The sequence below is a fragment of the Streptomyces sp. NPDC001492 genome, assembly GCF_053597275.1.
On sequence record NZ_JBSFHW010000002.1, the window covers coordinates 17,540 to 37,910 of the forward strand.

Genomic DNA, 20,371 nt, shown 5'->3' on the forward strand with positions numbered 1-20,371 from the left:
ACTCCCTGTCGCGGAAGGAGCTTTGGCCCACACCGGACCCGCACGCCACAGGAACGCGCGCACCACGGAGCTGTTGCTCACGAGACGGCGCCGGGTCGTCGGGCCGCCTCCTGCAATGCGTCGCCCTCGGGATCCTCGGTCCGCCCGGTGCCGCCGGAGTCCGTCGGCCGCCGGTGGAGCAGTACCAGCACCGCGCCCAGAGCCAGACCCAGTGCGGGCAGCGCGGGGAAGCGGCCGTCGTCGGTGAACCCGCGCGTGGCGAAGCGGCTGAGGGCGCCGGCGCATGCGGCCAGGCCCGGCCAGAGCAGCCACGGGCGGTACGGGCCGACGCCCGGGCGGGTTCGCTCGTACCGCTGCACCAGACCGCCCTCCAACGGCCGCAGCGCCGACACCACAGCGACCAGGACGAGGCCGAGCACCAGCAGCCAGGGCGCTCGCAGGGCCCACCAGGCGGCGGATCCGAGGGCGGGTTCGGGTGCCAGGCCGGTGAGGTAGAACGCGGCGGCCACCACCAGCACCGGCAGCATGTGCCACAGATACAGCGTCATGCTGACGCCGCCCACCGGGCGTACCAGCCGCCACACCCGCTCGCGCTCCAGGAGGCGCCGCAGTACCGGTGCGGCGAGCAGGCAGGCGCCCACCTGGGCGACCGCCCAGGACAGCATCGCCGCCGACGGCGGGTTGGTGTTGCTGGGCGTCTGCCCGGTGACCAGGATCAGGCTGATGGGGAAGGGGCCGAGCGCGACCAGCGCCGCGAAGGCCAGTCCGCCGCCCGCGGCCAGCGCCGCCGACAGCAGCGGGCGGCGCTCGCTCAGCAGGCCGTCACGCCAGCAGAAGCCGAGCTGGTACGCGACGCCCCAGACCAGTACGTAGTTGAGCAGTCCGACGTCGGGTGCGTGGGCCGTGAGCACCAGCGTGTCCGCGATCAGGGCGACCGCGCCCATGACCACGGGGACGGCGAGCCCCCAGCGCCGGTGCGCCGCGTGCAGGATCGGTGTCAGGGCGCTGAGCAGCAGATACACCGGCAGGAACCAGAACTGCATCGCCATGGCCCACCCGACCAGCGCGAGGGTGCCCGGGTCGACGCCGACCGTCGAGCAGACGCCGACGGCGAGCAGGACCAGGCCGCTGTACAGGGCCGTCGGCAGCAGCAGCCGCACCGCTCGTCGCCCCACCCAGCCGGTGGCCGTGCCGCCCGCCGACCGCGTCCGCGCCCAGGAACCTGCCGCAGCACGGCCTCCGGCCAGGAAGAACAGCGGCATGATCTGGAAGATCAGGGTCAGCCGCTGGGTCCAGGGCACGCTCGCCAGCAACTCGGGGGCGATGAACTCGCCGTCGGGCCCGTGCAGCAGGGCGGTGATCAGCCAGTGGCCGAGCACGACCAGGACGATCGCCCATGCCCGCAGGAAGTCGACGTACCGGTCTCGGCTCATGCCTCGTCATGCTGCCGCAGCCGCACCACGTGTACGGCGGGACGTCCGGGCCGCAACCAATCCGTGCCCGGTACGAGATCACCCGGATCCGCGGCTCACCCGTCCGCGGCTCACCCGTCCGCGGCCGGCTGCTCTCGGGGCATGCTCACCGCTACCTCCTCGACCACCGCGCCCGCCCGCTTCTCCGGCACGCCGGTCGCGATCAGCGTGGCGACGGCCGTACGGGTCCCGTCGTCCTCCAGCGCCCCGGTGTTGACGTCCTCCAGCAGCGCGACCGTCAGCGCCTCGAATCCGGCGCTCAGCACGGCGGGCTCGGTGACCCGCTCGGCTCCCAGGTCCCGCCGGGCCAGGCCCAGCAGCATGGCTGCGGCCGAGCTCCCGGCGGCCGTGGCCAGGATGCGCGCCCGGTTGGACCGCGCGTTGCGGCGCAGCGGCACACGGGCTGCGGGCTGGGTCACGGATCAACCTCTGTGCGTGGGCGCGGGGTTGAGCAGCGGGAATGGCGTCCATTTTGGCACGGCGCCCGTCTGACCAGACCGGCTACGCACCGGGCAGTAGGCGCCCCTCGGCCAGATATGGCCAGATTCGGCCGCCCCTCGTGTGCGCAGTGACATTCATCTGTCACTGTGCGCTTATTCGAGTATCGAGATCTTTTCCATGTCATTCGGGAGGGATGCGTGTGCTGAGACGTGAGGCGTTCCGGCTTCCCCGTCATCCGGCTTCGGTCGGCTTCGCCCGGTACCGGGTCCGGCAGCATCTGGCCAGCTGGGGGCACGCGTCGAACGACGAGATGACGGAGAGGGTCGTCCTGCTGGCCTCCGAGCTGGCGGCGAACGTCGTGCGTCACGGCCCCATCCTGGAGCGCGAGTTCGAGATGGCGGTGACGGCACGGGCGGACGGCTCCTGTTTCATAGCCGTCTCCGACGAGAGCCCGGCGCAGCCGGTCCTGCACGACGCGCCCACCGGCGACGACGAGAAGGGGCGCGGCCTGCACCTCGTCGACCAGCTCGCCCAGACCTGGGGTGTACGGCCGCGTGGACGCCACGGCAAGACGGTGTGGGCCCTGGTGCGCCATCCCCGCGCGCACACCGCCGCCGGCCTGCAGAAGCCGCGCAGGTAGCGCACCGGCCGCGTCAGTCGCCGGACGGTCCGGCGAGTGCCGCGGCGCGCTGTTCGAGCCTTTTCAGGGCCGTCTCGCTCCACTGCAGGTTCGCCCGCTCGAGGGCGATCCCGCCCAGCAGGGTGAGATAGGGGCCGACGCGCTCGGCGGTGGCGAGGTACTCGTCCTCGGTGCGCCCGTCGAGCATGCGGTCCTGCATGCGCCGGTAGCGGGCCAGCTTGGCGGTGGCCCGTTCGAACCGCTCGGCGACCGAGGCCCGTACGGCCTCGAACTCGCCGACGTCACCGATGTCGACGCACTGGACCTTGACCATCAGCTCGTCCCGCAGGGCCGGCGGCTTGGCCGGAGCCTCGCCGACGTAGTCGCGCAGGACCTCCAGGCCGGCCTCGGTGAGCGAGAAGAGCCGCTTGTTGGGCCGGCGCTCCTGCTGGACGACCCGCGCGGAGACGAGTCCCTCGCCCTCCATGCGCTCCAGCTCGCGGTAGAGCTGCTGCGGGGTGGCCATCCAGAAGTTGGCGACGGAAGCCTCGAAGCCCTTCGCGAGGTCGTATCCGGACGCCTCACCCTCCAGAAGCGCGGCCATCACCGCGTTGCGCAGAGCCATTGCCCCAATTTAACACCTTGTTGATTAGTCAATGGGACGACTACTACGGCGGTGTCGGGCGCCTGACGGCGCGACTTGGGGCTGAGTCCCGCTACGGCTCAGGAGGCGCCGTCGGCCCATGCGGTCACCGGGAGCAGCGCGGGCCGCTTGGGCCGGCGGCCGTCACCGGAGGAGCGGCCCCGTACCCGCCGTACGATCCAGGGCCCCAAGAAGGCGCCCGCCCAGCTCAGTTCGGCCCCCACGGCCCGCAGGCCCGTGCGGGCCGTCGCTTCGGGGAGCAGCGGTCGCGTCCAGCTGTCGTCGCTGCCCGGCAGGTCGAGGGCGTGGGCGACGGCGGCCGCGATGAGGGCGTGGCCGCGCGGGCTTGCGTGCAGCCGGTCCGGGCTCCACATCCGGGGATCGGTCACGGCCTGGTGGGGCCATGAGTCGGCCACGGCGACGCCGTGCCGTCGGGCCGCCTCCCGGATGCGGGCGTTGAGGGCGAGGACGCGGGGTGCGAGCGGCCGGGCCGCGGGGACGAGCCGGCCGGGGTCGGGGAAGGTGACCGTCGCGACGCGGGCGCCCTGGCCGGTGAGCGCGGCGAACATGGCCTCCAGATGGCCGGCGGCCTCGTCCGCGTCGAACCGGGGCCGCAGCACGTCGTTGAGGCCCGCGACGACCGTGGCGAGGTCGGGCCGCAACTCCACGGCGGGCGCCAGCTGTTCGGCACGCACCTGTCCGACCAGCCGCCCGCGCACGGCGAGGTTGGCATACAGCAGGCCGGGGCTCTCCTTCGCGATCTGCTCGGCGAGCCGGTCCGCCCACCCGCGCAGGCCCCGGACGTCGTCGCCGTCTCCCACGCCTTCGGTCTGACTGTCACCGACAGCGACGTACCGCAGATATCCCCTGCCGGCCACGGACCTGCCACCTTCCGTTGAGACCGCGCGACTGCCGATCGACATAGGTGATTAATCTCTTACTCGCATTGTTGACTATATCAGCCCCCCGAAGATCACGAAGAACGTAGGCTCGTGTCCATGGTTGAGCATCGGATGGTTGACGTGAACGGCATACGGCTGCACGTTGCGGAGGAAGGCGAAGGCCCCCTGGTCGTGCTGCTGCACGGCTTCCCCGAGTCCTGGCACTCCTGGCATCACCAGTTCGGTCCGCTGGCCGACGCGGGCTTTCGCGTGGTCGCCCCCGACCAGCGCGGATACGGGCGCAGCGACCGGCCCGCCGAGGTGAGCGCCTACAGCATCCTCCACCTGGTCGGCGATGTCGTCGGACTGATCCATGCACTCGGCGAGGAGCAGGCGTTCGTCGTCGGGCACGACTGGGGCGCCCCGGTCGCCTGGCACACCGCGCTGCTGCGGCCGGACGTCGTGCGCGGCGTGGCCGGTCTGAGCGTGCCGCCGCCGTTCCGCAGCTCCCGGCCTCCGCTGGCCGTCATGGACGAGCGGTTCGACGGCCGCTTCTACTGGAACTACTTCAGCCGACCCGGCGTCGCCGACGTCGAGTTGGCGCAGGACACCCGCACGGCCCTGCGGAAGATCTTCTACACGGCCTCCGGCGACGCGCCCGGCGCCGGCTCGGGCGAGCAGCCGCTGATCGAACCCGGCCAGGGCTGGCTGGCGGCCATGAAGGACCCCGAGACCCTGCCGGAGTGGTTCACCGAGGAGGACCTCGACGCCCTCACCGAGAGCTTCTCCCAGGGCTTCACCGGGGCGCTCAACTGGTACCGCAACCTCGATCGCAACTGGGAACTGACCGCCCCCTGGCACGGCGCCGTAGTCGGCTCGCCCGCCCTGTACGTGTACGGCGACCGCGACCTGGTCCCGGCCTTCCCCGGCACGTCGGAACTCATCGCCGCCCTCCCGGACCTGATGCCCGATCTGCGCCGCGAACCCGTCAAGTTGGCGGGCTGCGGCCACTGGACGCAGCAGGAGCGTCCCCGCGAGGTGAACGAGGCGCTCATCGACTTCCTCACCGAACTCGTGTGAACCGTGGCGTGATCAGTGGACCGACAGTCCGCCGTCGACGAAGAGGGCCTGCCCGGTGACGTAGGCGGAGGCGCGGCTCGCCAGGAACACCGCCGCACCCGCGAAGTCGTCGGCCAGACCGTTGCGCCCGACCATGGTGCGCGCGGCCAGCGCCGCCACCCTCTCGGGGTCGGACGACAGCCGCTCGTTGAGCGGGGTCATCACGAAACCCGGCACGAGCGTGTTGCAGGTGACGCCGTACGGCGACCACGCCTCGGCCTGGGAACGGGCCAGGGACTCCAGCGCCCCCTTGGACACCCCGTAGGCCCCGCTCTGCACGAACGCCCGGTGCGCCTGCTGGGAGGTGATGTGGATGATCCGTCCGAAGCCCCGTTCGGCCATGCCGGGGCCGAAACGCCGGCCCAGCAGGAAGGGCGCCTCCAGGTTCACCGCCATCGTGGCGTCCCAGACGTCCTCGCCCAACTCCCCCATCGGCGGCCGCAGATTGATCCCGGCACTGTTGACGAGGATGTCGGGCTCCCCGAACACCCCGGCCGCATGCTCTGCGGCCGCGCGCACGCCGTCCCGGCGGCCCAGGTCGGCGCCGACCCAGGCCGCCCGGCAGCCGTCGGCCGTCAGCTCGTCGACCGTGGCGGCCAGCTCCGTCTCCCCGCGCGCCACGACCACCACGCTCGCCCCGGCCCGTGCGAGCGCCCCGGCGATGGCCCGGCCGATGCCGGAACTGCCGCCGGTCACCACGGCGACGCGGCCGCTGAGCGAGAACAGTTCGGAGAGGTACGTCTGCGAGGTCATGCCCGCACCCTAGACACACCCCTGGCCGCACCCTGGACGCGGGAGGGCCGAGCCCGTGTCTCGGGCTGCTGTGCAGCCGAGTTGGCGTCTCATGTACGGCGTCATGAGGGTCTTCGCCTTGGCCGGCACCGAGGCGCGGCCGCCGAGGACCGCGCTCTCACCGCCCGGCACGGCAGCAGGGTCAGGCCGTCGGCCGGACCGAAGGGCACGAGGAGCGGGGTGCGGTGGCTCGCCCGGCACAGGCGCGGTTCCTTGCGGTGCTTGCCGGAACTGTTCAGGTAGGTACGGATGTTCCAGGCGGCGAGGTCGGCCTGGGCCGGCGCGGCGGGGGTGATCTTGAGTGCGGTGGCGTCGTTCCCGTCGCCGGCGGCGAACACGTCCAGCCGTCCCTCGACCCGGACGACGGTGCGTTTCTCCTCCGGAGGCACGACGGATCGTGGCCAGGCGGCTCTTTGCATTGCACGTTTCCCTCGCTCCTCGGGGACGAGGTCGATGTGGATCTCGTCCACCAGCCCGGCGTCCAGGGCCTGGCGGGCCAGGTCGCCCGCGGCGGCACGCGCACCGGCGGCGGTCCCCGCCTGCTCGATCGCGCTGTGCAGGCCGTCGGTGACGAACGTGAAGGGGGGCCTGCGGGTGAGCCCAGTCGGCGGGCGCCCGGTGGGTGACGACGTGGACCGGCACGCCGAAGGGGTGCCTACCGCCCCAGCCATGGGTGACGTCGAACAGCCGGCGGCCGACCACGAGTGCCCCGAAGGCAGCCATCCGGTGCCGCAGATGCTCCGCGCCGGCCGGTGCTGATGCTCGAAAGTGCAGAGAGACACAGAACAGGGGAGATCCTCATGGGAAGGTCGCCACCTCGGCGTCGATGTGCTAGCCGGGCAGCCGTTCCAGCGAGTCCGCCACGCCCGCCTGACCGACGGCGTCGATCAGTGCCTGTCCGATCACCGAGACGGGCTCCCGCGCCGGGAGGACCAGGCCGATGCGCTCGGTGCGGACCGGGCGGACCAGGGGAACGGCCTGCATGCCCGCGGGCACGCCGAAGACATGGAGCCAGGCGTGCGGTACGACGCTCGCCCAGTGCCCTGCTCTGACCTGCGCGAACAGGGAGGCGATGGAGTCCGTCTCCACGCGCGGGGTCACGGAGACGCCCGCCGCATCGAAGGCCGCCTCCAGGACCTGACGCCCCTGCATCCCGGGGTGCAACAGGCACAGCGGGTACTGGGACGCCTCCTCCCAGGAGATCTCGGCCGGGCCCAAGGCGCCGGCGGAGCGCTGGATCAGCAGGACGTAGCGCTCCAGGTACAGCGGGACGAACGTGAAGCCGTGTTCGACGACGGTGCTGTGGTAGGTCACGGCGGCGTCGAGTTCGTACGACCGGAGTCGGTTCACGATGTCCACGGACTGCAGGTCCGCGAAGACCTGTACGGTCGCCAGCGGGTTGGCGGCGCAGAACGGCTGGGTCAGGAGCGCGACCGCCGTGGCGGCGGTGGGGACGGTGCCGATGCGCAGCCGTCCGGTCAGACCGGCCCGCAGTGCCTGGATCTCGCCCTGCATCGCGTCCCGGTCGGCGAGGATGCGCTGCGCCCACAGCACGACACGTTCGCCCTCCGGTGTCAGCCCGTCGAACCTGCGGCCCCGCTGGACCAGAGGGATGCCGAGCTCGTCCTCCAGTTTCCGGATGCCCTCGGACAGGGTCGGCTGGGAGACGAAGCAGGCCTGCGCCGCTTTCGCGAAGTGGCGGGCGCGCGCGAGGGCGACGAGGTATTCGAGTTGACGCAGGAGCACCTTCCCATGATCCCTCCACCGCGGCCGTCCCGCGCCCAGGGCCCCGGACACGCTGCATTGATCGGTGCCGCCTGTCACGCGATAGGAACTTCCGCTTTGACCTGGTCCGACGCGCTGACCAAGAGTGTCGTGCGGACGAGAGGGCATGGTGTGCGATGCGGGACTTCGAGGAAGACGGGGCGGACGAGGGCGAGCTGTCGGTCTCGGCTCCCAGGACCTGGGCCACCGGCGCTCCCGCCGTCGTCCACGCGCTCACGTACGCGCTGGGCCAGACCTCGCCGAAGCGCACCGCGCTGACCCTGCTCAACATCAACCAGGCGAAGGGCTTCGACTGCCCGGGCTGCGCCTGGCCCGAGCCCGCGCCGGGCGAGCGGCACCGCAACGAGTACTGCGAGAACGGCGCCAAGCACATCAGTGACGAGGCCACCTCCCGTCGGGTGACCGCGGACTTCTTCCGGCAGTACTCGGTGGACGAGCTGAGCCGGAAGTCGGACTACTGGCTCAACCAGCAGGGCCGGCTGACCGAGCCGATGGTGCTGCGCGAGGGCGCGACCCACTACGAACCGGTCGGCTGGGACGAGGCGCTGGACCTGCTGGCCGGGGAACTGCGCGCCCTGGACCACCCGGACGAGGCGCTGTTCTACACCTCCGGGCGGCTGGCCAACGAGCCGGCCTTCCTGCTTCAGCTGTTCGCGCGCGCCTTCGGCACCAACAACCTGCCGGACTGCTCCAACATGTGCCACGAGTCCAGCGGTTCGGCCCTGAACGAGACCCTGGGCATCGGCAAGGGCAGCGTCGGCCTCGACGACCTGTACAACGCCGACCTGGTCTTCGTCGTGGGGCAGAACCCCGGCACCAACCACCCGCGGATGCTGTCCGCGCTGGAGGAGACCAAGCGGCGCGGCGGCAGCGTCGTCGCGGTCAACCCGCTGCCCGAGGCGGGGCTGCTGCGCTTCAAGCATCCGCAGAAGGCACGCGGAGTCATCGGCCGCGGCACGGACATCGCCGACCAGTTCCTGCAGATCCGCCCCGGCGGCGACCTGGCCCTGTTCCAGGCGCTGAACCTGCTGCTGCTGGAGGCGGAGGACAAGGAGCCGGGCACCGTCCTGGACCGGGCGTTCATCGACGAGCACACCACCGGCTACGACGCCTTCGCCGAACGGATCCGCGCCACGTCCTGGGATGCCGTCCTGGACGCCACCGGGCTGACCCGCGAGGAGATCGAGCAGGTCCACGCGCGCGTGCTGAACAGCCGCAGTGTCATCGTCTGCTGGGCGATGGGCCTGACCCAGCACAAGCACGGTGTGCCCACCATCCGGGAGGTCGTCAACTTCCTGCTGCTGCGCGGCAACATCGGCCGTCCGGGCGCGGGGGTGTGCCCGGTGCGCGGGCACAGCAACGTCCAGGGCGACCGCACGATGGGGATCTGGGAACGGATGCCGCAGGCGTTCCTGGACCGGCTGGGGCACGAGTTCGGCTTCACCGCGCCGACCGCGCACGGCCTGGACTCGGTGGACTCCATCCGGGCCATGCGAGACGGCCGGGCCAAGCTCTTCCTCGGCGTCGCGGGCAACTTCGTGCGGGCCACGCCGGACAGCGAGGCCACCGAGCGTGCCATGCGCAACTGCCGTCTGACGGCGCACATTTCGACCAAGCTCAACCGTTCGCACGCGGTGTGCGGACGCACCGCGCTGATCCTGCCGACGCTCGGCCGCAGCGACCGGGACGTCCAGGCCGGCGGCGAGCAGTTCATGACGGTCGAGGACTCCATGAGCGAGGTCCACGCCACCCGCGGCCGGCTCGCCCCCGCGTCCCCGCACCTGCTGAGCGAGGTGTCCATCATCAGCCGCCTCGCCCTCCGGGTGCTGGGCAGCGAACCGGACATCCCCTGGGAGGACTTCGAGGCCGACTACGACCTCGTCCGCGACCGCATCGCCCAAGTCGTCGACGGATTCCACGACTTCAACGAGCGGGTACGACGCCCCGGCGGCTTCCGGCTGCCCAACCCGGTCAACTCCCGCGTGTTCCGCACCCCCAGCGGCAGGGCCGCCTTCACCGCCAACGACTTCACGATGCTCCGGGCGCCCAAGGGCCACCTGATCCTGCAGACCCTGCGCTCGCACGACCAGTGGAACACCGTCCCCTACGCGATGGACGACCGCTACCGGGGCATCAAGGGCGGCCGCCGCGTCGTCCTGGTCAACCCCGCCGACCTCGCCGACCTCGGCCTGGCCGACGGCGGCCTGGTCGACCTGGTCAGCATCTGGTCGGACGGCTCGGAGCGCCGCGCGGAGGCCTTCCGTGTCGTCGGCTACTCCACTCCCCCGGGTTCGGCCGCCGCGTACTACCCGGAGACCAACGTCCTGGTTCCCCTCGACAGCGTCGCGGACATCAGCAACACCCCGACGTCGAAGAGCGTGATCGTCCGCCTGGAACGGGCGGCCGAGAGGGCACCGGCGTAGGCAGCCGGGCTCGACGGCCTTCACGAATGCGGTCGCCGAGCCCCAGCCCGCCGTCCCTCGGGCCACTGGGTAGCGTCACCCTGGTGAATCTCAGCCTCTTCAACGATGTGCCGGACGGCCTGACTCGACGAGCCCGGTCGTTCGTCCGCGCGCACGGCGTCAAGGTCGATGTCCGGCCGGTGGAGGGGCACCGGCAGTGGTGGCTGGAACGAGGCGTCTCCCCAGCAGTGATCGACCGCATGGCGGCCTACCAGGAGAGATGGGGCGGTCTGCTCCTGCCACCCGCGTCCCAGTACGACGGAGGCCCCAAGTACCTCGATCCGGACTCGCCCGAATCGGACGACGCGGGGTGGTGGTTCGAGGCCGGGATGCAACGGACCGCGGTCCCCTACTCGTTCATGATCAGTCCATCGGACGAGTTCGGAATCCATGCAGACAGGTGGGCGCCTCTCCACGCGACCGTCCAGGGCTGGGTGGAGGCGCTCGCGCTGGCCCATCACGCGTCCATGTGGGCGAAGCAGATCACCAAGCTCATCGGCGACGAGGTCGATGGCATCGAGCTGGACGGATACGAGCCGGTGCACGAGGTGATGGGCCTTGCAGACACCTGGTGGAGAGGCTCTGACTCTCTGGTGGCCTTGTATTCCGGGGAGGCCGAGGCGCTCGGCATCCCCGGAGGCCGCATCGCGTTGATCTACTCGGGGCTTGACGAGTGGGGGCTGCGAGGAGGTGTCGACGCAGGGCAGAGCTGAGAATCAGCTGCGGTGCCGGTAGCAGGTGACGTCGTCCGTGGTCGCGCAATTGCCGTGGTCGACGTCGAGGACGGTGCCCCCGCCTCCTGCCGTCGGCGTCAGGGCCCCGTAGACGATGCCGCCCGCCGCGGCCGTGATGGCCGCTGTCACCACGGCGGTCACCACCCGGTCCCGGGTTCGCGGCAGGCGTCCGCCGGACGGCTCGGGCTCGGGGTCAGAGGAATCCGGCGGGGCGTGGCCGGCCTACGGAGTCACCGGCGCGTACAGCCCGGCCAGGCGCCGCGCCGAACGCCCTCGGCGTCCCGAGGAGTACGACCGCTCTCCGGCGTCCTGCCTCCACGTCCGCTCCCGCTGTCACTCATGGCCCAGCCGGCTTGGCATGGAAGGTCATACCGGGGAGAGGGCGACGTGCGCACGCGAAAACGCGAGCGCGGGGCGGGCCAGTTGGAGGTCGCTACGACGGCGGCCTGCCCTCCACCTGTGCGGCCCGCAGGTCGGCCAGCAGCTCGGCCTGCCCTGCCAGCACGCCCGACAGGATCGTGCGGGCCACCCGGAGCAGTTCGGCGACGTGTGGGCTGGTCAGCGAGTAGTACACGGTCGAGCCCTCCTTGCGGGTCTTGACCAGGTTCGCGCGCCGCAGCACGGCCAGCTGCTGCGAGAGGTGCGCAGGCTCGATGCCGACCTCGGGCAGCATCTCGGCGACCGCGTGCTCGCGCTCGCTCAGCAGCTCCAGTACCCGGATACGGGCCGGGTGGCCGAGGGTTTTGAAGAACTCGGCCTTCAGCTGGTACAGCGGCGTACTCACCTGGCCGCCCCCTCCCCCATGCGGCACGACCCCGTCGGCCGAACCTCGGCGCATCGGATCCACCCTCCCCCACCCTTCGGGCGGGGGGACCCCCACCTCGCTTCGCTCGTCAAGAACATGCGTCCATCCTCGCGTGCGACACCGGCCAGACCGAATCCGCACCCGAGGAAGGCAACCGCCCGAATCCAGCGGTGATGACCTGAGTAATTGCTAATGTTAGCAATTACTCAGGTCCCGTCACGGCAGACCGAAAGGGGAGGGTGCGATGGGTGACTGGGGCATGCAGACCGGCACCGGGATCCGCTTCGAGTGGGGACCCGCCGGAGCCGGCCGTCTCGCCGTCGAGGCCGCCTGTCTGGTCACCGTCGACGTACTGTCGTTCTCCACCACGGTCAGCGTCGCCGTCGAGAAGGGGATCCGCGTTCTGCCCTTCGAGTGGCCCGGCGGGCCCACGACCGAGGCCGAACACATCAGCGCCACCGAGGCCGCGGAGTCGTACGCCCGCCAGTGGAACGCCCGGCTCGCCGCGCACCGCACCACCGTCACTCCTTCGACCCCGTGGTCGCTCTCCCCCGCCCACCTGCGGGCCGCCCCCTTCGTGGCCCGCCTGGTGCTGCCGTCGCCCAACGGCGCCGCCATCGCCGCCGCCGCGCCACCCGGCGTGCAGGTGATCGCCGCCTGTCTGCGCAATGTCACCGCGGTCAGCAGGTGGCTCACCTCCCACGGCTACGGCACCCCCGAACATCCCGTCGCAGTGATCGCCGCGGGCGAGCGGTGGGCGGACGGGAGTCTGCGCCCGGCCCTCGAGGACCTGCTGGGGGCCGGATCCCTCATCCGCGAACTGCGCTCCCAGGGTGCGGGCCCGCTCTCCATGGAAGCCGCCGCCGCGAGGGCGAGTTACGAAGGCACGGCCGACATGGTGCACGCGGTCGCCACCAGCGCCTCCGGCCGCCGGCTGGCGGCGATGGGGTTCGTCGCCGATGTGGCCATCGCCACCGAGGACGACGTCTGCGCACTCGTGCCCGTCCGGGACGGTGACGGCGCCTTCGCGCCGGGATGGTGAGCCGGGGCCATCACGCGCCCGCCCGGTCTGCGGCCGGCCATCCGGTGGTGCGCCACTCGTGACGCCCCTGCACCGGCGCCGCATGCGCTGCGCCGTGGGCGGCGAGCGCGGCGGCCAGGTCGGCATGGACCGCCACCGGCGGACAGTCACCGGCGGGGACGAGGGACCCGTCGGCGGGAATGGCGGCCAGTTCCAGGCTGCGGCCCGCCTCGGCGAGACGGCGGGCGGCCTCGGTGATCGCCAGCTGCCCCTCGGCCGACCAGCTGCGCAGCTCGGTCAGGTCGACGACGACCGGGCCGGTGCCGCGGGCCAGCGCCCAGCCGACCGCGCCGGAGAATCGGCGGACCGCCTCCGGGCCCAGATAGCCGGCGACGGACAGGATGCCGAGGTCGTCCTCGACGGTGTAGCGCCAGTCGATGGTCATGGTGGTGAACTTCCTTGCGCGGGTTGCCGGTCGGAGTCTGCCGCCCGGTTCAGAAGGGAAGGGTGATCCAGATGCTCTTGCCACCGCCGTCGGCATCCGCCCGGACCACCGCGGTGCCGCCCAGGGCCAGGACCAGCTCCTTGACGGTGGCCAGGCCGCCGACGCCGGAGCCGATGTCCGTGCCGTATAGCGCAGGCTGGTGGGGATGGCGGTCGTGGACGGCGAAGGCCAGGCAGTCCGGGCCCGCCGCATAGATCACGGTCACCGTCGGGGAGAGAACGGCGGCGTGCCGGACGCTGTTGGTGACCAGCTCGGCAAGGATCAGCAGGGCCGGGTCCACTGCCGGGTGGCGCACGCCGATGCCCCACTCGACCAGCGCCTGCTCGGCCGTCTGCCGGGCCAGCCGTACGGCCGATGGTTCGGCGGGCAGGGTGAGCACGTGCCGGTAGGGCAAGGTCTCCAGCTGTGTGGACATCCCTCACCCCTCCGCGCGGGCGAGGCGGAAACCGGTGACCGTCTTCGGATGCAGGCGCAGCAGGGTGTCGTGCGGGCCGTGACTCCAGCCCATGAGGGTGCGCCGGTGGTGAGCGGCCTCATCGCGGTCGGTGATCACCTCGACGGGGCCGGAGACGGTGACCGTCCAGCCGGTGCCGGAAACGGCGCGGATGTCGTCGACGTGGTACGTCCCCGTCGCGGGCACCGCCATGGCCGGGGCCGGGGTACGGACGACCAGGCAGCCGTGCTCCCACACGTGCCGGGCGGGCCTGATCACGCTCGCCCCCCGCTGGGCGTACACGAGGCTGCCAAGGCTGCTGCCTTCGAGCAGCCAGAGGGCCTCGGCACCGGAGACCTCGACCATACGAAGGGAGGCGGGGACGGTGCTCATGGCAGAACTTCCTCGCTGGAGTTCCGGGACAGCCGGGCGGGACCGAAGGGCAGGACTCCGGCCGCCTCCAGATGCTCGCGGGCGGCGCGGATCGCCTCAGGGGTGGTGGCGTAGTCCCGGCCCTCGTGCCGCAGCGGCTCCAGCGCGCCGACCGAGTCGAGGACCTGCCGCTGGCCGGCGCGGATCCCGGAGGCGAGGACGACGATGCCACGGCGGCGCAGCTTCTCCACGGCGTCCTTGAGCACGAGGGCGCCGGTGGCATCCATCGTCGACACCCGCGACATCCGCAGGATCACCACCCGCACGTCGGCGACGTCGGTCAGCTCCAACAGGAAGCGGTGCGCGGCGGCGAAGAAGAGCGGTCCGTCGATGCGGTAGGCGACGATGTGCTCGGCCAGCAGCACGTGTTCCTCGACGCTGTGGTCGCCCCGGTCGAGCGGCACCTGGTCGAAGCGGACCTGCTGGGCGACGGCGCGCAGGGCGAGAGCACCGGCGACCACGAGGCCGATGATCACGGCGTACACGAGATCCAGGGCCAGCGTCGCCACGGCGGTGAGGACGAGTATCAGCGCATCGGACCGGGTCGCCTTGACCATGGCCTTCAGCGAGCCGACCTCGACCATGCGGATCGAGGTGGCCAGCAGGACGCCGGCGAGGGCGGCCAGGGGGATCCTCGAGACGAGCGGCGCCGCCGCGAAGACGATCACGGCGAGAAGGGCTGCATGCGTGAGGGCGGCGAGCCGGGAGCCCGCGCCGGTGCGAACGTTGACCGCGGTGCGGGCGATCGCACCGGTGGCCGGGACGCCCCCGAAGAGCGGGGCGGCGATGTTCGCAAGGCCCTGGCCGAACAACTCACGGTCCGGATCGTGTTTCTGACCCACCGTCATACCGTCGGCGACCGAGGCGGACAGCAGGGACTCCAGCGCGGCGAGCGCCGCGACCGCCACGGCGGGCGCCAGCAGGGTGCGCAGCGAGCCGAGGTCGAGGAAGGACAGTGACGGCATGGGCAGCCCCGACGGAAGGTCACCGATCGGCTTCGCCGCGTCCAGTCCGGCCAGCTGTGCCACGATCGTCGCCGCGATCACGGCGACGATCGAGAACGGCACGGTCGGCCGCCACCGGGCCCCGACCAGCATGACGGCGGCCACCGTGACCGCGAAACCGACGGCCGTCCAGTTCGGGGACTTCGCGAACTCCTCGACGGCACGCCAGGTCACCACCAGTACGCGGTCGCCCTCCGGCTTGGGCACGCCGAGCGCGTTCGGGATCTGCTGCAGGCCGATCACGCAGGCGATGCCGAGCGTGAAACCCTCGACGACCGGGGCGGGCACGTACTGCATGTACCTCCCGGCCCGCAGCACCGCCAGAGCGACGAGCATGACGCCCGCCATCAGCCCCACGGTGAGCACCCCTGTGGGTCCGTAGCGGCCGACGATCGGCACCAGGACCACCGTCATGGCGCCGGTCGGCCCCGACACCTGCAGATTGGACCCGCCGAACACCGCCGCGACCGCCCCGGCGACCACCGCGGTCGCGAGGCCCGCCTCCGCCCCCAGCCCGGAGGAGACCCCGAAGCCGAGGGCCAGCGGCAGCGCGACGATCGCAACAGTCAGGCCCGCCAGCAGGTCCCGGCGCGGGTCGCGCCGCATCTCCCCGAGGTCGGCGCGACCCGGCAGCAACACCATGATCCGGGCCCACGCCCGGCCGACTGCCCTGGTCATCACGCGGCAGCCTCGGCTTCCCGCAGCTCGGCCAGCAGCTCGTTGCGGCCGGCGAGCATCTCGGTCAGGATCCGCCGCGCCGCCTTCAGCAGGTCGGCGACGTCGCCGCCGGCCAGCGCGTACACGACGGTCGAGCCCTCGCGGGTGGAGGTGACGATCCCGGAGCGGCGCAACACCGCCAGCTGCTGCGACAGCCCGGACGGCTCGACCTCGATCCGCGCCAGCAGGTCCCGCACCGGCGTCGGACCGTCCTGCAGCAGTTCCAGCACACGTATCCGTACGGGATGACCGAGCATCCGGAAGAACTCGGCCTTGGCCTGGTAGAGCGGAACGGACACGACCCCTCGGACTCCCTGCGAGGCCCCGCGCACGGGGCGGACACGAATAGCTGCGCCCTCGTCTACCTGCGGACACAACCAAGCCAGCATCTAACCAATTGCGAAATTTTGCAATTCCGCATCCGACTGCACCCGTGACGACTCATCGACGAAGGGGGTCCCGCGCCGGGCTCAGGCCTTCTTGACCACGCTCGACTTGAGCTGCATCGCACCGAAACCGTCGACCTTGCAGTCGATGTCGTGACCGTCGACCCCGTCGACCAGCCGGATGTTGCGCACCTTGGTCCCGGCCTTGATCCCCGACGGGCTGCCCTTCACCTTGAGCGCCTTCACCACCACCACGGAGTCGCCGTCCTGCAGCACATTGCCGACGGCATCCCTGACGACACGCTCCCCGGCAGCCCCGCCTCCCTCGGCACCGACCTCGGCGGGCACCCATTCGTGGCCGCACTCGGGGCACACCACCAGGGCGTTCATCTCGTAGGTGTACTCACAGGAGCACTTCGGACAGGGCGGAGGATTCTCGTTCATCCCGCCAGGTTATCCGGCACCGCCCATCGCACCGCCTCCCGGCCGACCTGCCGAGAGGCCCTGCCATACGCGCGGCGAGCAGCGCGTTTCCGCTCAGTCGGGTCCGCTCCAGTCGAATCCGCTCATTCGGGTCCGCTCCAGTCGAACGGGAAGTACTTGCTCGACTTCCCCGAGCGATCCCAGGTGAAGCCGAAGGCGTTGGCACGGTCGGCCGTGGCCCGCCCCAAGGTGGCGACCTGGCCCGGGCCGACCTCGGCGCCGGGGGCGTTGTGGACCTGGACGCGTGCGCCGTCCGGCGTCGTCGGGCCGGTGAGTGCCTCGACGGTGGCCGTGACCCGGTCGGGAATCTCGGCCCGCCAGCCGGCGAGGTCCTCGTCGATCTCCACGTGGATGGGAACGACGTCCATGCCGCGCATCTCGGGGTGGAACATCCCCACGAACTGCGCCGGCCATCCGCCCGCCTCACCACCGAAGACCGCTTGGAGCGCGCCGCGTTGCTGTTCATCGGCACGTTCGTCGAGGAAGACCGCGGCGTACGGGTCGGTGTGTGTGCCGGACCAGACGTCGCCGGTGAAGGAGGCGACTATCACGACGTTGAGGTCGTCGAGCCGCACGTCGCCGTAGTTGCCCTCCCGGATGTGCCAGGCCAAGACGCCCTCGCAGTCGCCGTAGGTGGGGGGCTGTGCAAATGTGCAGGGGCACGGTATGGCGCACTTGCACACATCGAACCAGTCGCCGGCCAGGTGCCACGACGTACTGGTGGTGACCTGCTCTGTCATCCCGCTTCCCTCCTGCCGAGCCCGAGGGGCTCACTCGGAGTGGCGAGACCGGATTTCCCGAGCCCGCTCGCGGGATCGCGAAACGGCCTCCGTTCCAGCTTGCACCTCGGTGGCCGGGAGGGGAAACCCGGCCGGTTCATGTGACGGCCGACGTGCCGACGATCTCGTCGGTCAGCCGGCGTACGACACCGTCGGGGTAGGGCGACGGCAGCCCCAGGACGATGTGCCGGAAGCCGGCGTCGGCCGCCTCGGCGATCGCGTCCCTCGTGACGTCCGGCCGGTCGTAGGAGACCTGCAGGACGATCGAGCGCGTGATCGAGGCGGGGTCGCGACCGATCTCGGCGCAGTACCGATCCAGCAGGGCGCTGCGGCGGACGGCGTCGTCGATGCCGCCGCCCGGCATGTTCCACAGGTCCGCATGCTCGGCGGCCACGCGCAGGGTCGCGGATGAGCGTCCGCCGATGAGGATCGGCGGATGGGGGCGCTGGACGGGTTTGGGGTTGCCGAACGCTCCGGTGAGCCGGTGGTGAGTGCCGTGGAAGTCGAAGGGCTGTTCCTCGGTCCACAGGCGCCGGATCACCGTGCACGCCTCGGCCAGGCTTTCCACGGCCCGGGCGGTGTCCTGGAAGGGCAGACCGTGCGCCGGGTACTCGCGCCGGGCCTCGGGCGGGTCGGGCCGGGACCCGACGCCGAGACCGAGGTCGAGCCGGCCGTCGGAGACGACGTCGACGGTCGTGGCGATCTTGGCCAGCAGGGCGGGCGGCCGGAACCGGTTGCTGGTCACCAGGAGACCGAGGCGCAGGCGGCGGGTCTGCGCGGCCAGGGCCGCGAGCAGCGTCCAGCCCTCGTAGACGGGTCCGTACGGGTCGCCCGCGATGGGCATGAGGTGGTCGAACAGCCAGGCGTGCTCGATCTCCGGGATGGCGTCGGCCTCGCGCCACACCCGCAGGACGTCGCGATAGTCCACCTGCATGGGGGCGGTCATGATGCCGAAACGGACTCGCGGTGCGGTCGTCGACATGGGATGTCCCTTCCTCCTCGGACGGTCAGCGGCGTCGCAGTGCCGGGTCGAGCAGGGCGGGCGGGGTGTCGTACTTCTCGTGCGGGGCCAGGTCGGTGCCGGGGGCCACGATCGCGTCGATCGCGTCGAGTACGTCGGCCGGGAGCACGGTGTCGGCGGCGGCGAGCTGGGAGTGCAGGTGCTCCAGCGTGCGGGGGCCGATGAGTGCGCTGGTCACGGCCGGATGCGCGGTCACGAATCCGAGCGCGAGCTGGATCATCGTCAGTCCGGACTGGTCGGCGAGCTCGGCCAGCCGCTCGACGGCGTCGAGCCTGGCCCTGTTCTCGGGAAGGCCGGTGTCGAAGCGCTGCGGCATGAACGTCGAGCGGCTGGTGGTGATGGAGCGGCCGGCGCGCACCGCGCCCGACAGCCAGCCCGAGGCCAGCGGGCTCCACACCAGCACCCCGAGCCCGTACTCCTCGGTCACCGGCAGCACGTGCGTCTCGATCCCGCGCTGCAGGATCGAGTAGCTGGGCTGTTCGGTGACATAACGGCCCAGGCGATGCTCACGTGCGGCCCACTGCGCCTGCACGATGCGGTGGGCGGGGAAGGTGGAGGACCCGAAGTAGCGTATTTTTCCCGCGCGTTGCAGGTCGGTCAGGGCCGACAGCGTCTCCTCGTCAGCGGTGCTCGGGTCCCACCGGTGGATCTGGTAGAGATCGACGTGATCGACGCCGAGCCGGCGCAGGCTGTTGTCCAGCGCGGTGACCAGCCAACGGCGCGAACTGCCCCGGTGGTTGCGCTCGTCACCCATGGGCATGCCCGCCTTCGTGGCCAGCACGATGTCGTCGCGGCGACCTGCTATGGCTTTGCCGACCATCTCCTCCGATTCGCCGTCGCCGTACATGTCGGCGGTGTCGATGAGGTTGATGCCGCCCTCCAGCGCGGCATCGACGATGGCGGTGGCCTCGTCCTGGGGGGTGCGCCCGATACTCCCGAAGTTCATCGCGCCGAGCGCGAGCGAGCTGACCTGCACACCGGTGCGGCCCAAGGTGCGGTACTGCATGACGTGTTCCTCCATGGCGAGTGGGTGGCTGCGCGGTGCGACCAGGCATGACCTGGCCGCGGGGCTCCGGCTCTGGCATCATGAGCAAAGCGGAACGTCGCTCCGATTACGATACGGAACACTGCTCCGCTTCAGCAAGTCCGATGATGGAGGGAACGGCACGGTGAACGACGGCGATAGGGGTGCGGGACGCGCAGCCCGCCCCAAGCGGACGGACGCCCGGCGCAACGAGCAGACCCTGCTCGACGCGGCCGCCGCGGTCTTCGTCACCTCGGGCGTGGAAGCACCGGTCCGCGACATCGCGGCGAGGGCCGGTGTCGGGATGGGCACGATCTACCGCCACTTCCCCACCCGGGCGGACCTGATCGTCGCCGTCTACCGGCACCAGGTCGAGGCCTGCGCCGAGGCCGGCCCGGCCCTGCTGGCGAGCAGCCCGACCCCCTACGCCGCACTGGGACAGTGGATCGACCTCTTCGTCGACTTCCTGGTCACCAAGCACGGACTCGCCGGCGTGCTGCAGTCCGACAACGCCGGGTTCGACACGCTGCACGCCTATTTCCTCGACCGTCTCGTGCCCGTGTGCGGCCAACTGCTCGACGCGGCAGCCGCCTCCGGCGAAATCCGGCCCGACCTCAAGGCCTACGAGCTCATGCGCGGCGTCGGCAACCTCTGCATCGGCGCGGAAAGCGACCCCCACTACGACGCACGCCGGCTGGTCGAACTCCTCATCGCGGGACTGCGCCGACCGGACTGACGTCCGCGCACGGGGCAGGACTGCTCGCCGCGACCAACACGCGGGGCGCGGGCCATCGTGGTTCCGCCCGCCGGACG

General features: G+C 71.4%; 23 protein-coding genes and 1 pseudogene. 6 read left to right on the plus strand and 18 right to left on the minus strand.

Annotated features, from left to right (window positions below):
• Positions 1–77: 77 nt before the first annotated feature.
• The gene (locus ACWC1K_RS02375; RefSeq protein WP_450828131.1) at positions 78–1,433 is read right to left on the minus strand and encodes an acyltransferase family protein; all 1,356 of its coding nucleotides are present in this window, start codon (positions 1,431–1,433) and stop codon (positions 78–80) included.
• Positions 1,434–1,543: 110 nt separating this feature from the next.
• Positions 1,544–1,891 carry a hypothetical protein gene (locus tag ACWC1K_RS02380; protein ID WP_450828133.1) on the minus strand — a complete coding sequence of 116 codons (348 nt, stop codon included), beginning with the start codon at positions 1,889–1,891 and terminating at the stop codon, positions 1,544–1,546.
• A gap of 221 nt (positions 1,892–2,112) precedes the next feature.
• Here ACWC1K_RS02380 and ACWC1K_RS02385 point away from each other — a divergent pair, with 221 nt between their 5' ends.
• Positions 2,113–2,553, plus strand: a complete 441-nt coding sequence (locus tag ACWC1K_RS02385) for an ATP-binding protein (RefSeq protein WP_450828696.1) — start codon at positions 2,113–2,115, stop codon at positions 2,551–2,553.
• 13 nt (positions 2,554–2,566) lie between these two features.
• On the opposite strand, the gene ACWC1K_RS02390 is transcribed toward ACWC1K_RS02385, so the two are convergent.
• Together ACWC1K_RS02390 and ACWC1K_RS02395 are read right to left on the minus strand one after the other, a co-directional pair.
• Positions 2,567–3,157, minus strand: coding sequence for a PadR family transcriptional regulator (locus tag ACWC1K_RS02390; protein ID WP_450828135.1), 591 nt, complete (start codon positions 3,155–3,157; stop codon positions 2,567–2,569).
• Between the two features lie 98 nt (positions 3,158–3,255).
• Positions 3,256–4,053 (minus strand): SGNH/GDSL hydrolase family protein, encoded by a 798-nt coding sequence (locus ACWC1K_RS02395; protein ID WP_450828136.1) that lies wholly within the window; start codon positions 4,051–4,053, stop codon positions 3,256–3,258.
• 120 nt (positions 4,054–4,173) lie between these two features.
• Here ACWC1K_RS02395 and ACWC1K_RS02400 point away from each other — a divergent pair, with 120 nt between their 5' ends.
• Positions 4,174–5,136 (plus strand): alpha/beta fold hydrolase, encoded by a 963-nt coding sequence (locus ACWC1K_RS02400; RefSeq protein ID WP_450828138.1) that lies wholly within the window; start codon positions 4,174–4,176, stop codon positions 5,134–5,136.
• A gap of 12 nt (positions 5,137–5,148) precedes the next feature.
• Here ACWC1K_RS02400 and ACWC1K_RS02405 read toward each other — a convergent pair whose 3' ends face one another.
• The 3 genes and pseudogenes from ACWC1K_RS02405 to ACWC1K_RS02415 all read right to left on the minus strand — a co-directional run bounded on the left by ACWC1K_RS02405 (position 5,149) and on the right by ACWC1K_RS02415 (position 7,713).
• Entirely contained in the window at positions 5,149–5,928 is a 780-nt protein-coding gene (locus ACWC1K_RS02405) for an SDR family NAD(P)-dependent oxidoreductase (RefSeq protein ID WP_450828140.1), read from the minus strand.
• Positions 5,929–5,937: 9 nt separating this feature from the next.
• Positions 5,938–6,329: pseudogene (locus ACWC1K_RS02410) on the minus strand (hypothetical protein); the annotation flags it as partial.
• A 469-nt stretch (positions 6,330–6,798) separates the two neighbouring features.
• The gene (locus tag ACWC1K_RS02415) at positions 6,799–7,713 is read right to left on the minus strand and encodes a LysR family transcriptional regulator (protein ID WP_450828142.1); all 915 of its coding nucleotides are present in this window, start codon (positions 7,711–7,713) and stop codon (positions 6,799–6,801) included.
• A gap of 155 nt (positions 7,714–7,868) precedes the next feature.
• Here ACWC1K_RS02415 and ACWC1K_RS02420 point away from each other — a divergent pair, with 155 nt between their 5' ends.
• The gene (locus ACWC1K_RS02420; protein ID WP_450828143.1) at positions 7,869–10,175 is read left to right on the plus strand and encodes an FdhF/YdeP family oxidoreductase; all 2,307 of its coding nucleotides are present in this window, start codon (positions 7,869–7,871) and stop codon (positions 10,173–10,175) included.
• Between the two features lie 83 nt (positions 10,176–10,258).
• A complete protein-coding gene (locus ACWC1K_RS02425) occupies positions 10,259–10,927 on the plus strand; it encodes a hypothetical protein (protein WP_450828145.1) in 669 nt (222 codons plus the stop codon).
• A gap of 3 nt (positions 10,928–10,930) precedes the next feature.
• On the opposite strand, the gene ACWC1K_RS02430 is transcribed toward ACWC1K_RS02425, so the two are convergent.
• On the minus strand, positions 10,931–11,089 hold the full coding sequence (locus tag ACWC1K_RS02430; RefSeq protein WP_450828147.1) for a hypothetical protein: 159 nt from the start codon (positions 11,087–11,089) through the stop codon (positions 10,931–10,933).
• A 292-nt stretch (positions 11,090–11,381) separates the two neighbouring features.
• Positions 11,382–11,732, minus strand: a complete 351-nt coding sequence (locus ACWC1K_RS02435; RefSeq protein WP_450828149.1) for an ArsR/SmtB family transcription factor — start codon at positions 11,730–11,732, stop codon at positions 11,382–11,384.
• Positions 11,733–11,997: 265 nt separating this feature from the next.
• Here ACWC1K_RS02435 and ACWC1K_RS02440 point away from each other — a divergent pair, with 265 nt between their 5' ends.
• Positions 11,998–12,795 carry a 2-phosphosulfolactate phosphatase gene (locus tag ACWC1K_RS02440; RefSeq protein WP_450828151.1) on the plus strand — a complete coding sequence of 266 codons (798 nt, stop codon included), beginning with the start codon at positions 11,998–12,000 and terminating at the stop codon, positions 12,793–12,795.
• A gap of 10 nt (positions 12,796–12,805) precedes the next feature.
• On the opposite strand, the gene ACWC1K_RS02445 is transcribed toward ACWC1K_RS02440, so the two are convergent.
• From ACWC1K_RS02445 to ACWC1K_RS02485, 9 genes are all read right to left on the minus strand, one after another.
• Positions 12,806–13,219 carry an STAS domain-containing protein gene (locus ACWC1K_RS02445; RefSeq protein ID WP_450828153.1) on the minus strand — a complete coding sequence of 138 codons (414 nt, stop codon included), beginning with the start codon at positions 13,217–13,219 and terminating at the stop codon, positions 12,806–12,808.
• Between the two features lie 49 nt (positions 13,220–13,268).
• The gene (locus tag ACWC1K_RS02450) at positions 13,269–13,694 is read right to left on the minus strand and encodes an ATP-binding protein (RefSeq protein WP_450828155.1); all 426 of its coding nucleotides are present in this window, start codon (positions 13,692–13,694) and stop codon (positions 13,269–13,271) included.
• 3 nt (positions 13,695–13,697) lie between these two features.
• On the minus strand, positions 13,698–14,105 hold the full coding sequence (locus ACWC1K_RS02455; RefSeq protein ID WP_450828157.1) for a pyridoxamine 5'-phosphate oxidase family protein: 408 nt from the start codon (positions 14,103–14,105) through the stop codon (positions 13,698–13,700).
• On the minus strand, positions 14,102–15,826 hold the full coding sequence (locus tag ACWC1K_RS02460) for a SulP family inorganic anion transporter (RefSeq protein ID WP_450828158.1): 1,725 nt from the start codon (positions 15,824–15,826) through the stop codon (positions 14,102–14,104). Before ACWC1K_RS02460 ends, ACWC1K_RS02455 begins: the two co-directional genes overlap by 4 nt.
• Positions 15,826–16,164 carry an ArsR/SmtB family transcription factor gene (locus ACWC1K_RS02465; protein ID WP_450828160.1) on the minus strand — a complete coding sequence of 113 codons (339 nt, stop codon included), beginning with the start codon at positions 16,162–16,164 and terminating at the stop codon, positions 15,826–15,828. Before ACWC1K_RS02465 ends, ACWC1K_RS02460 begins: the two co-directional genes overlap by 1 nt.
• Positions 16,165–16,335: 171 nt before the next feature.
• Positions 16,336–16,695 (minus strand): zinc ribbon domain-containing protein YjdM, encoded by a 360-nt coding sequence (locus ACWC1K_RS02470; RefSeq protein WP_450828162.1) that lies wholly within the window; start codon positions 16,693–16,695, stop codon positions 16,336–16,338.
• A gap of 122 nt (positions 16,696–16,817) precedes the next feature.
• Positions 16,818–17,474, minus strand: a complete 657-nt coding sequence (locus ACWC1K_RS02475; RefSeq protein ID WP_450828164.1) for a DUF1326 domain-containing protein — start codon at positions 17,472–17,474, stop codon at positions 16,818–16,820.
• A gap of 136 nt (positions 17,475–17,610) precedes the next feature.
• Entirely contained in the window at positions 17,611–18,495 is an 885-nt protein-coding gene (locus tag ACWC1K_RS02480; protein WP_450828166.1) for an LLM class flavin-dependent oxidoreductase, read from the minus strand.
• A 25-nt stretch (positions 18,496–18,520) separates the two neighbouring features.
• Positions 18,521–19,540: an aldo/keto reductase gene (locus ACWC1K_RS02485; protein WP_450828168.1), complete on the minus strand. Its 1,020-nt coding sequence runs from the start codon at positions 19,538–19,540 to the stop codon at positions 18,521–18,523.
• A 163-nt stretch (positions 19,541–19,703) separates the two neighbouring features.
• Between ACWC1K_RS02485 and ACWC1K_RS02490 the strand changes: the two genes are divergently transcribed.
• On the plus strand, positions 19,704–20,294 hold the full coding sequence (locus ACWC1K_RS02490; RefSeq protein ID WP_450828170.1) for a TetR/AcrR family transcriptional regulator: 591 nt from the start codon (positions 19,704–19,706) through the stop codon (positions 20,292–20,294).
• Positions 20,295–20,371: the final 77 nt, after the last annotated feature.

What these genes read in the sequence shown, in the direction of transcription:
- ACWC1K_RS02485 (WP_450828168.1), bottom strand. Translation starts at nt 19,540, where the DNA reads ATGCAGTACCGCACCTTGGGCCGCACCGGTGTGCAGGTCAGCTCGCTC.
- ACWC1K_RS02450 (WP_450828155.1), bottom strand. Translation starts at nt 13,694, where the DNA reads ATGTCCACACAGCTGGAGACCTTGCCCTACCGGCACGTGCTCACCCTG.
- ACWC1K_RS02375 (WP_450828131.1), bottom strand. Translation starts at nt 1,433, where the DNA reads ATGAGCCGAGACCGGTACGTCGACTTCCTGCGGGCATGGGCGATCGTC.
- ACWC1K_RS02455 (WP_450828157.1), bottom strand. Translation starts at nt 14,105, where the DNA reads ATGAGCACCGTCCCCGCCTCCCTTCGTATGGTCGAGGTCTCCGGTGCC.
- ACWC1K_RS02420 (WP_450828143.1), top strand. Translation starts at nt 7,869, where the DNA reads ATGCGGGACTTCGAGGAAGACGGGGCGGACGAGGGCGAGCTGTCGGTC.
- ACWC1K_RS02480 (WP_450828166.1), bottom strand. Translation starts at nt 18,495, where the DNA reads ATGTCGACGACCGCACCGCGAGTCCGTTTCGGCATCATGACCGCCCCC.
- ACWC1K_RS02405 (WP_450828140.1), bottom strand. Translation starts at nt 5,928, where the DNA reads ATGACCTCGCAGACGTACCTCTCCGAACTGTTCTCGCTCAGCGGCCGC.
- ACWC1K_RS02400 (WP_450828138.1), top strand. Translation starts at nt 4,174, where the DNA reads ATGGTTGAGCATCGGATGGTTGACGTGAACGGCATACGGCTGCACGTT.
- ACWC1K_RS02470 (WP_450828162.1), bottom strand. Translation starts at nt 16,695, where the DNA reads ATGAACGAGAATCCTCCGCCCTGTCCGAAGTGCTCCTGTGAGTACACC.
- ACWC1K_RS02445 (WP_450828153.1), bottom strand. Translation starts at nt 13,219, where the DNA reads ATGACCATCGACTGGCGCTACACCGTCGAGGACGACCTCGGCATCCTG.
- ACWC1K_RS02460 (WP_450828158.1), bottom strand. Translation starts at nt 15,826, where the DNA reads ATGACCAGGGCAGTCGGCCGGGCGTGGGCCCGGATCATGGTGTTGCTG.
- ACWC1K_RS02475 (WP_450828164.1), bottom strand. Translation starts at nt 17,474, where the DNA reads ATGACAGAGCAGGTCACCACCAGTACGTCGTGGCACCTGGCCGGCGAC.
- ACWC1K_RS02440 (WP_450828151.1), top strand. Translation starts at nt 11,998, where the DNA reads ATGGGTGACTGGGGCATGCAGACCGGCACCGGGATCCGCTTCGAGTGG.
- ACWC1K_RS02390 (WP_450828135.1), bottom strand. Translation starts at nt 3,157, where the DNA reads ATGGCTCTGCGCAACGCGGTGATGGCCGCGCTTCTGGAGGGTGAGGCG.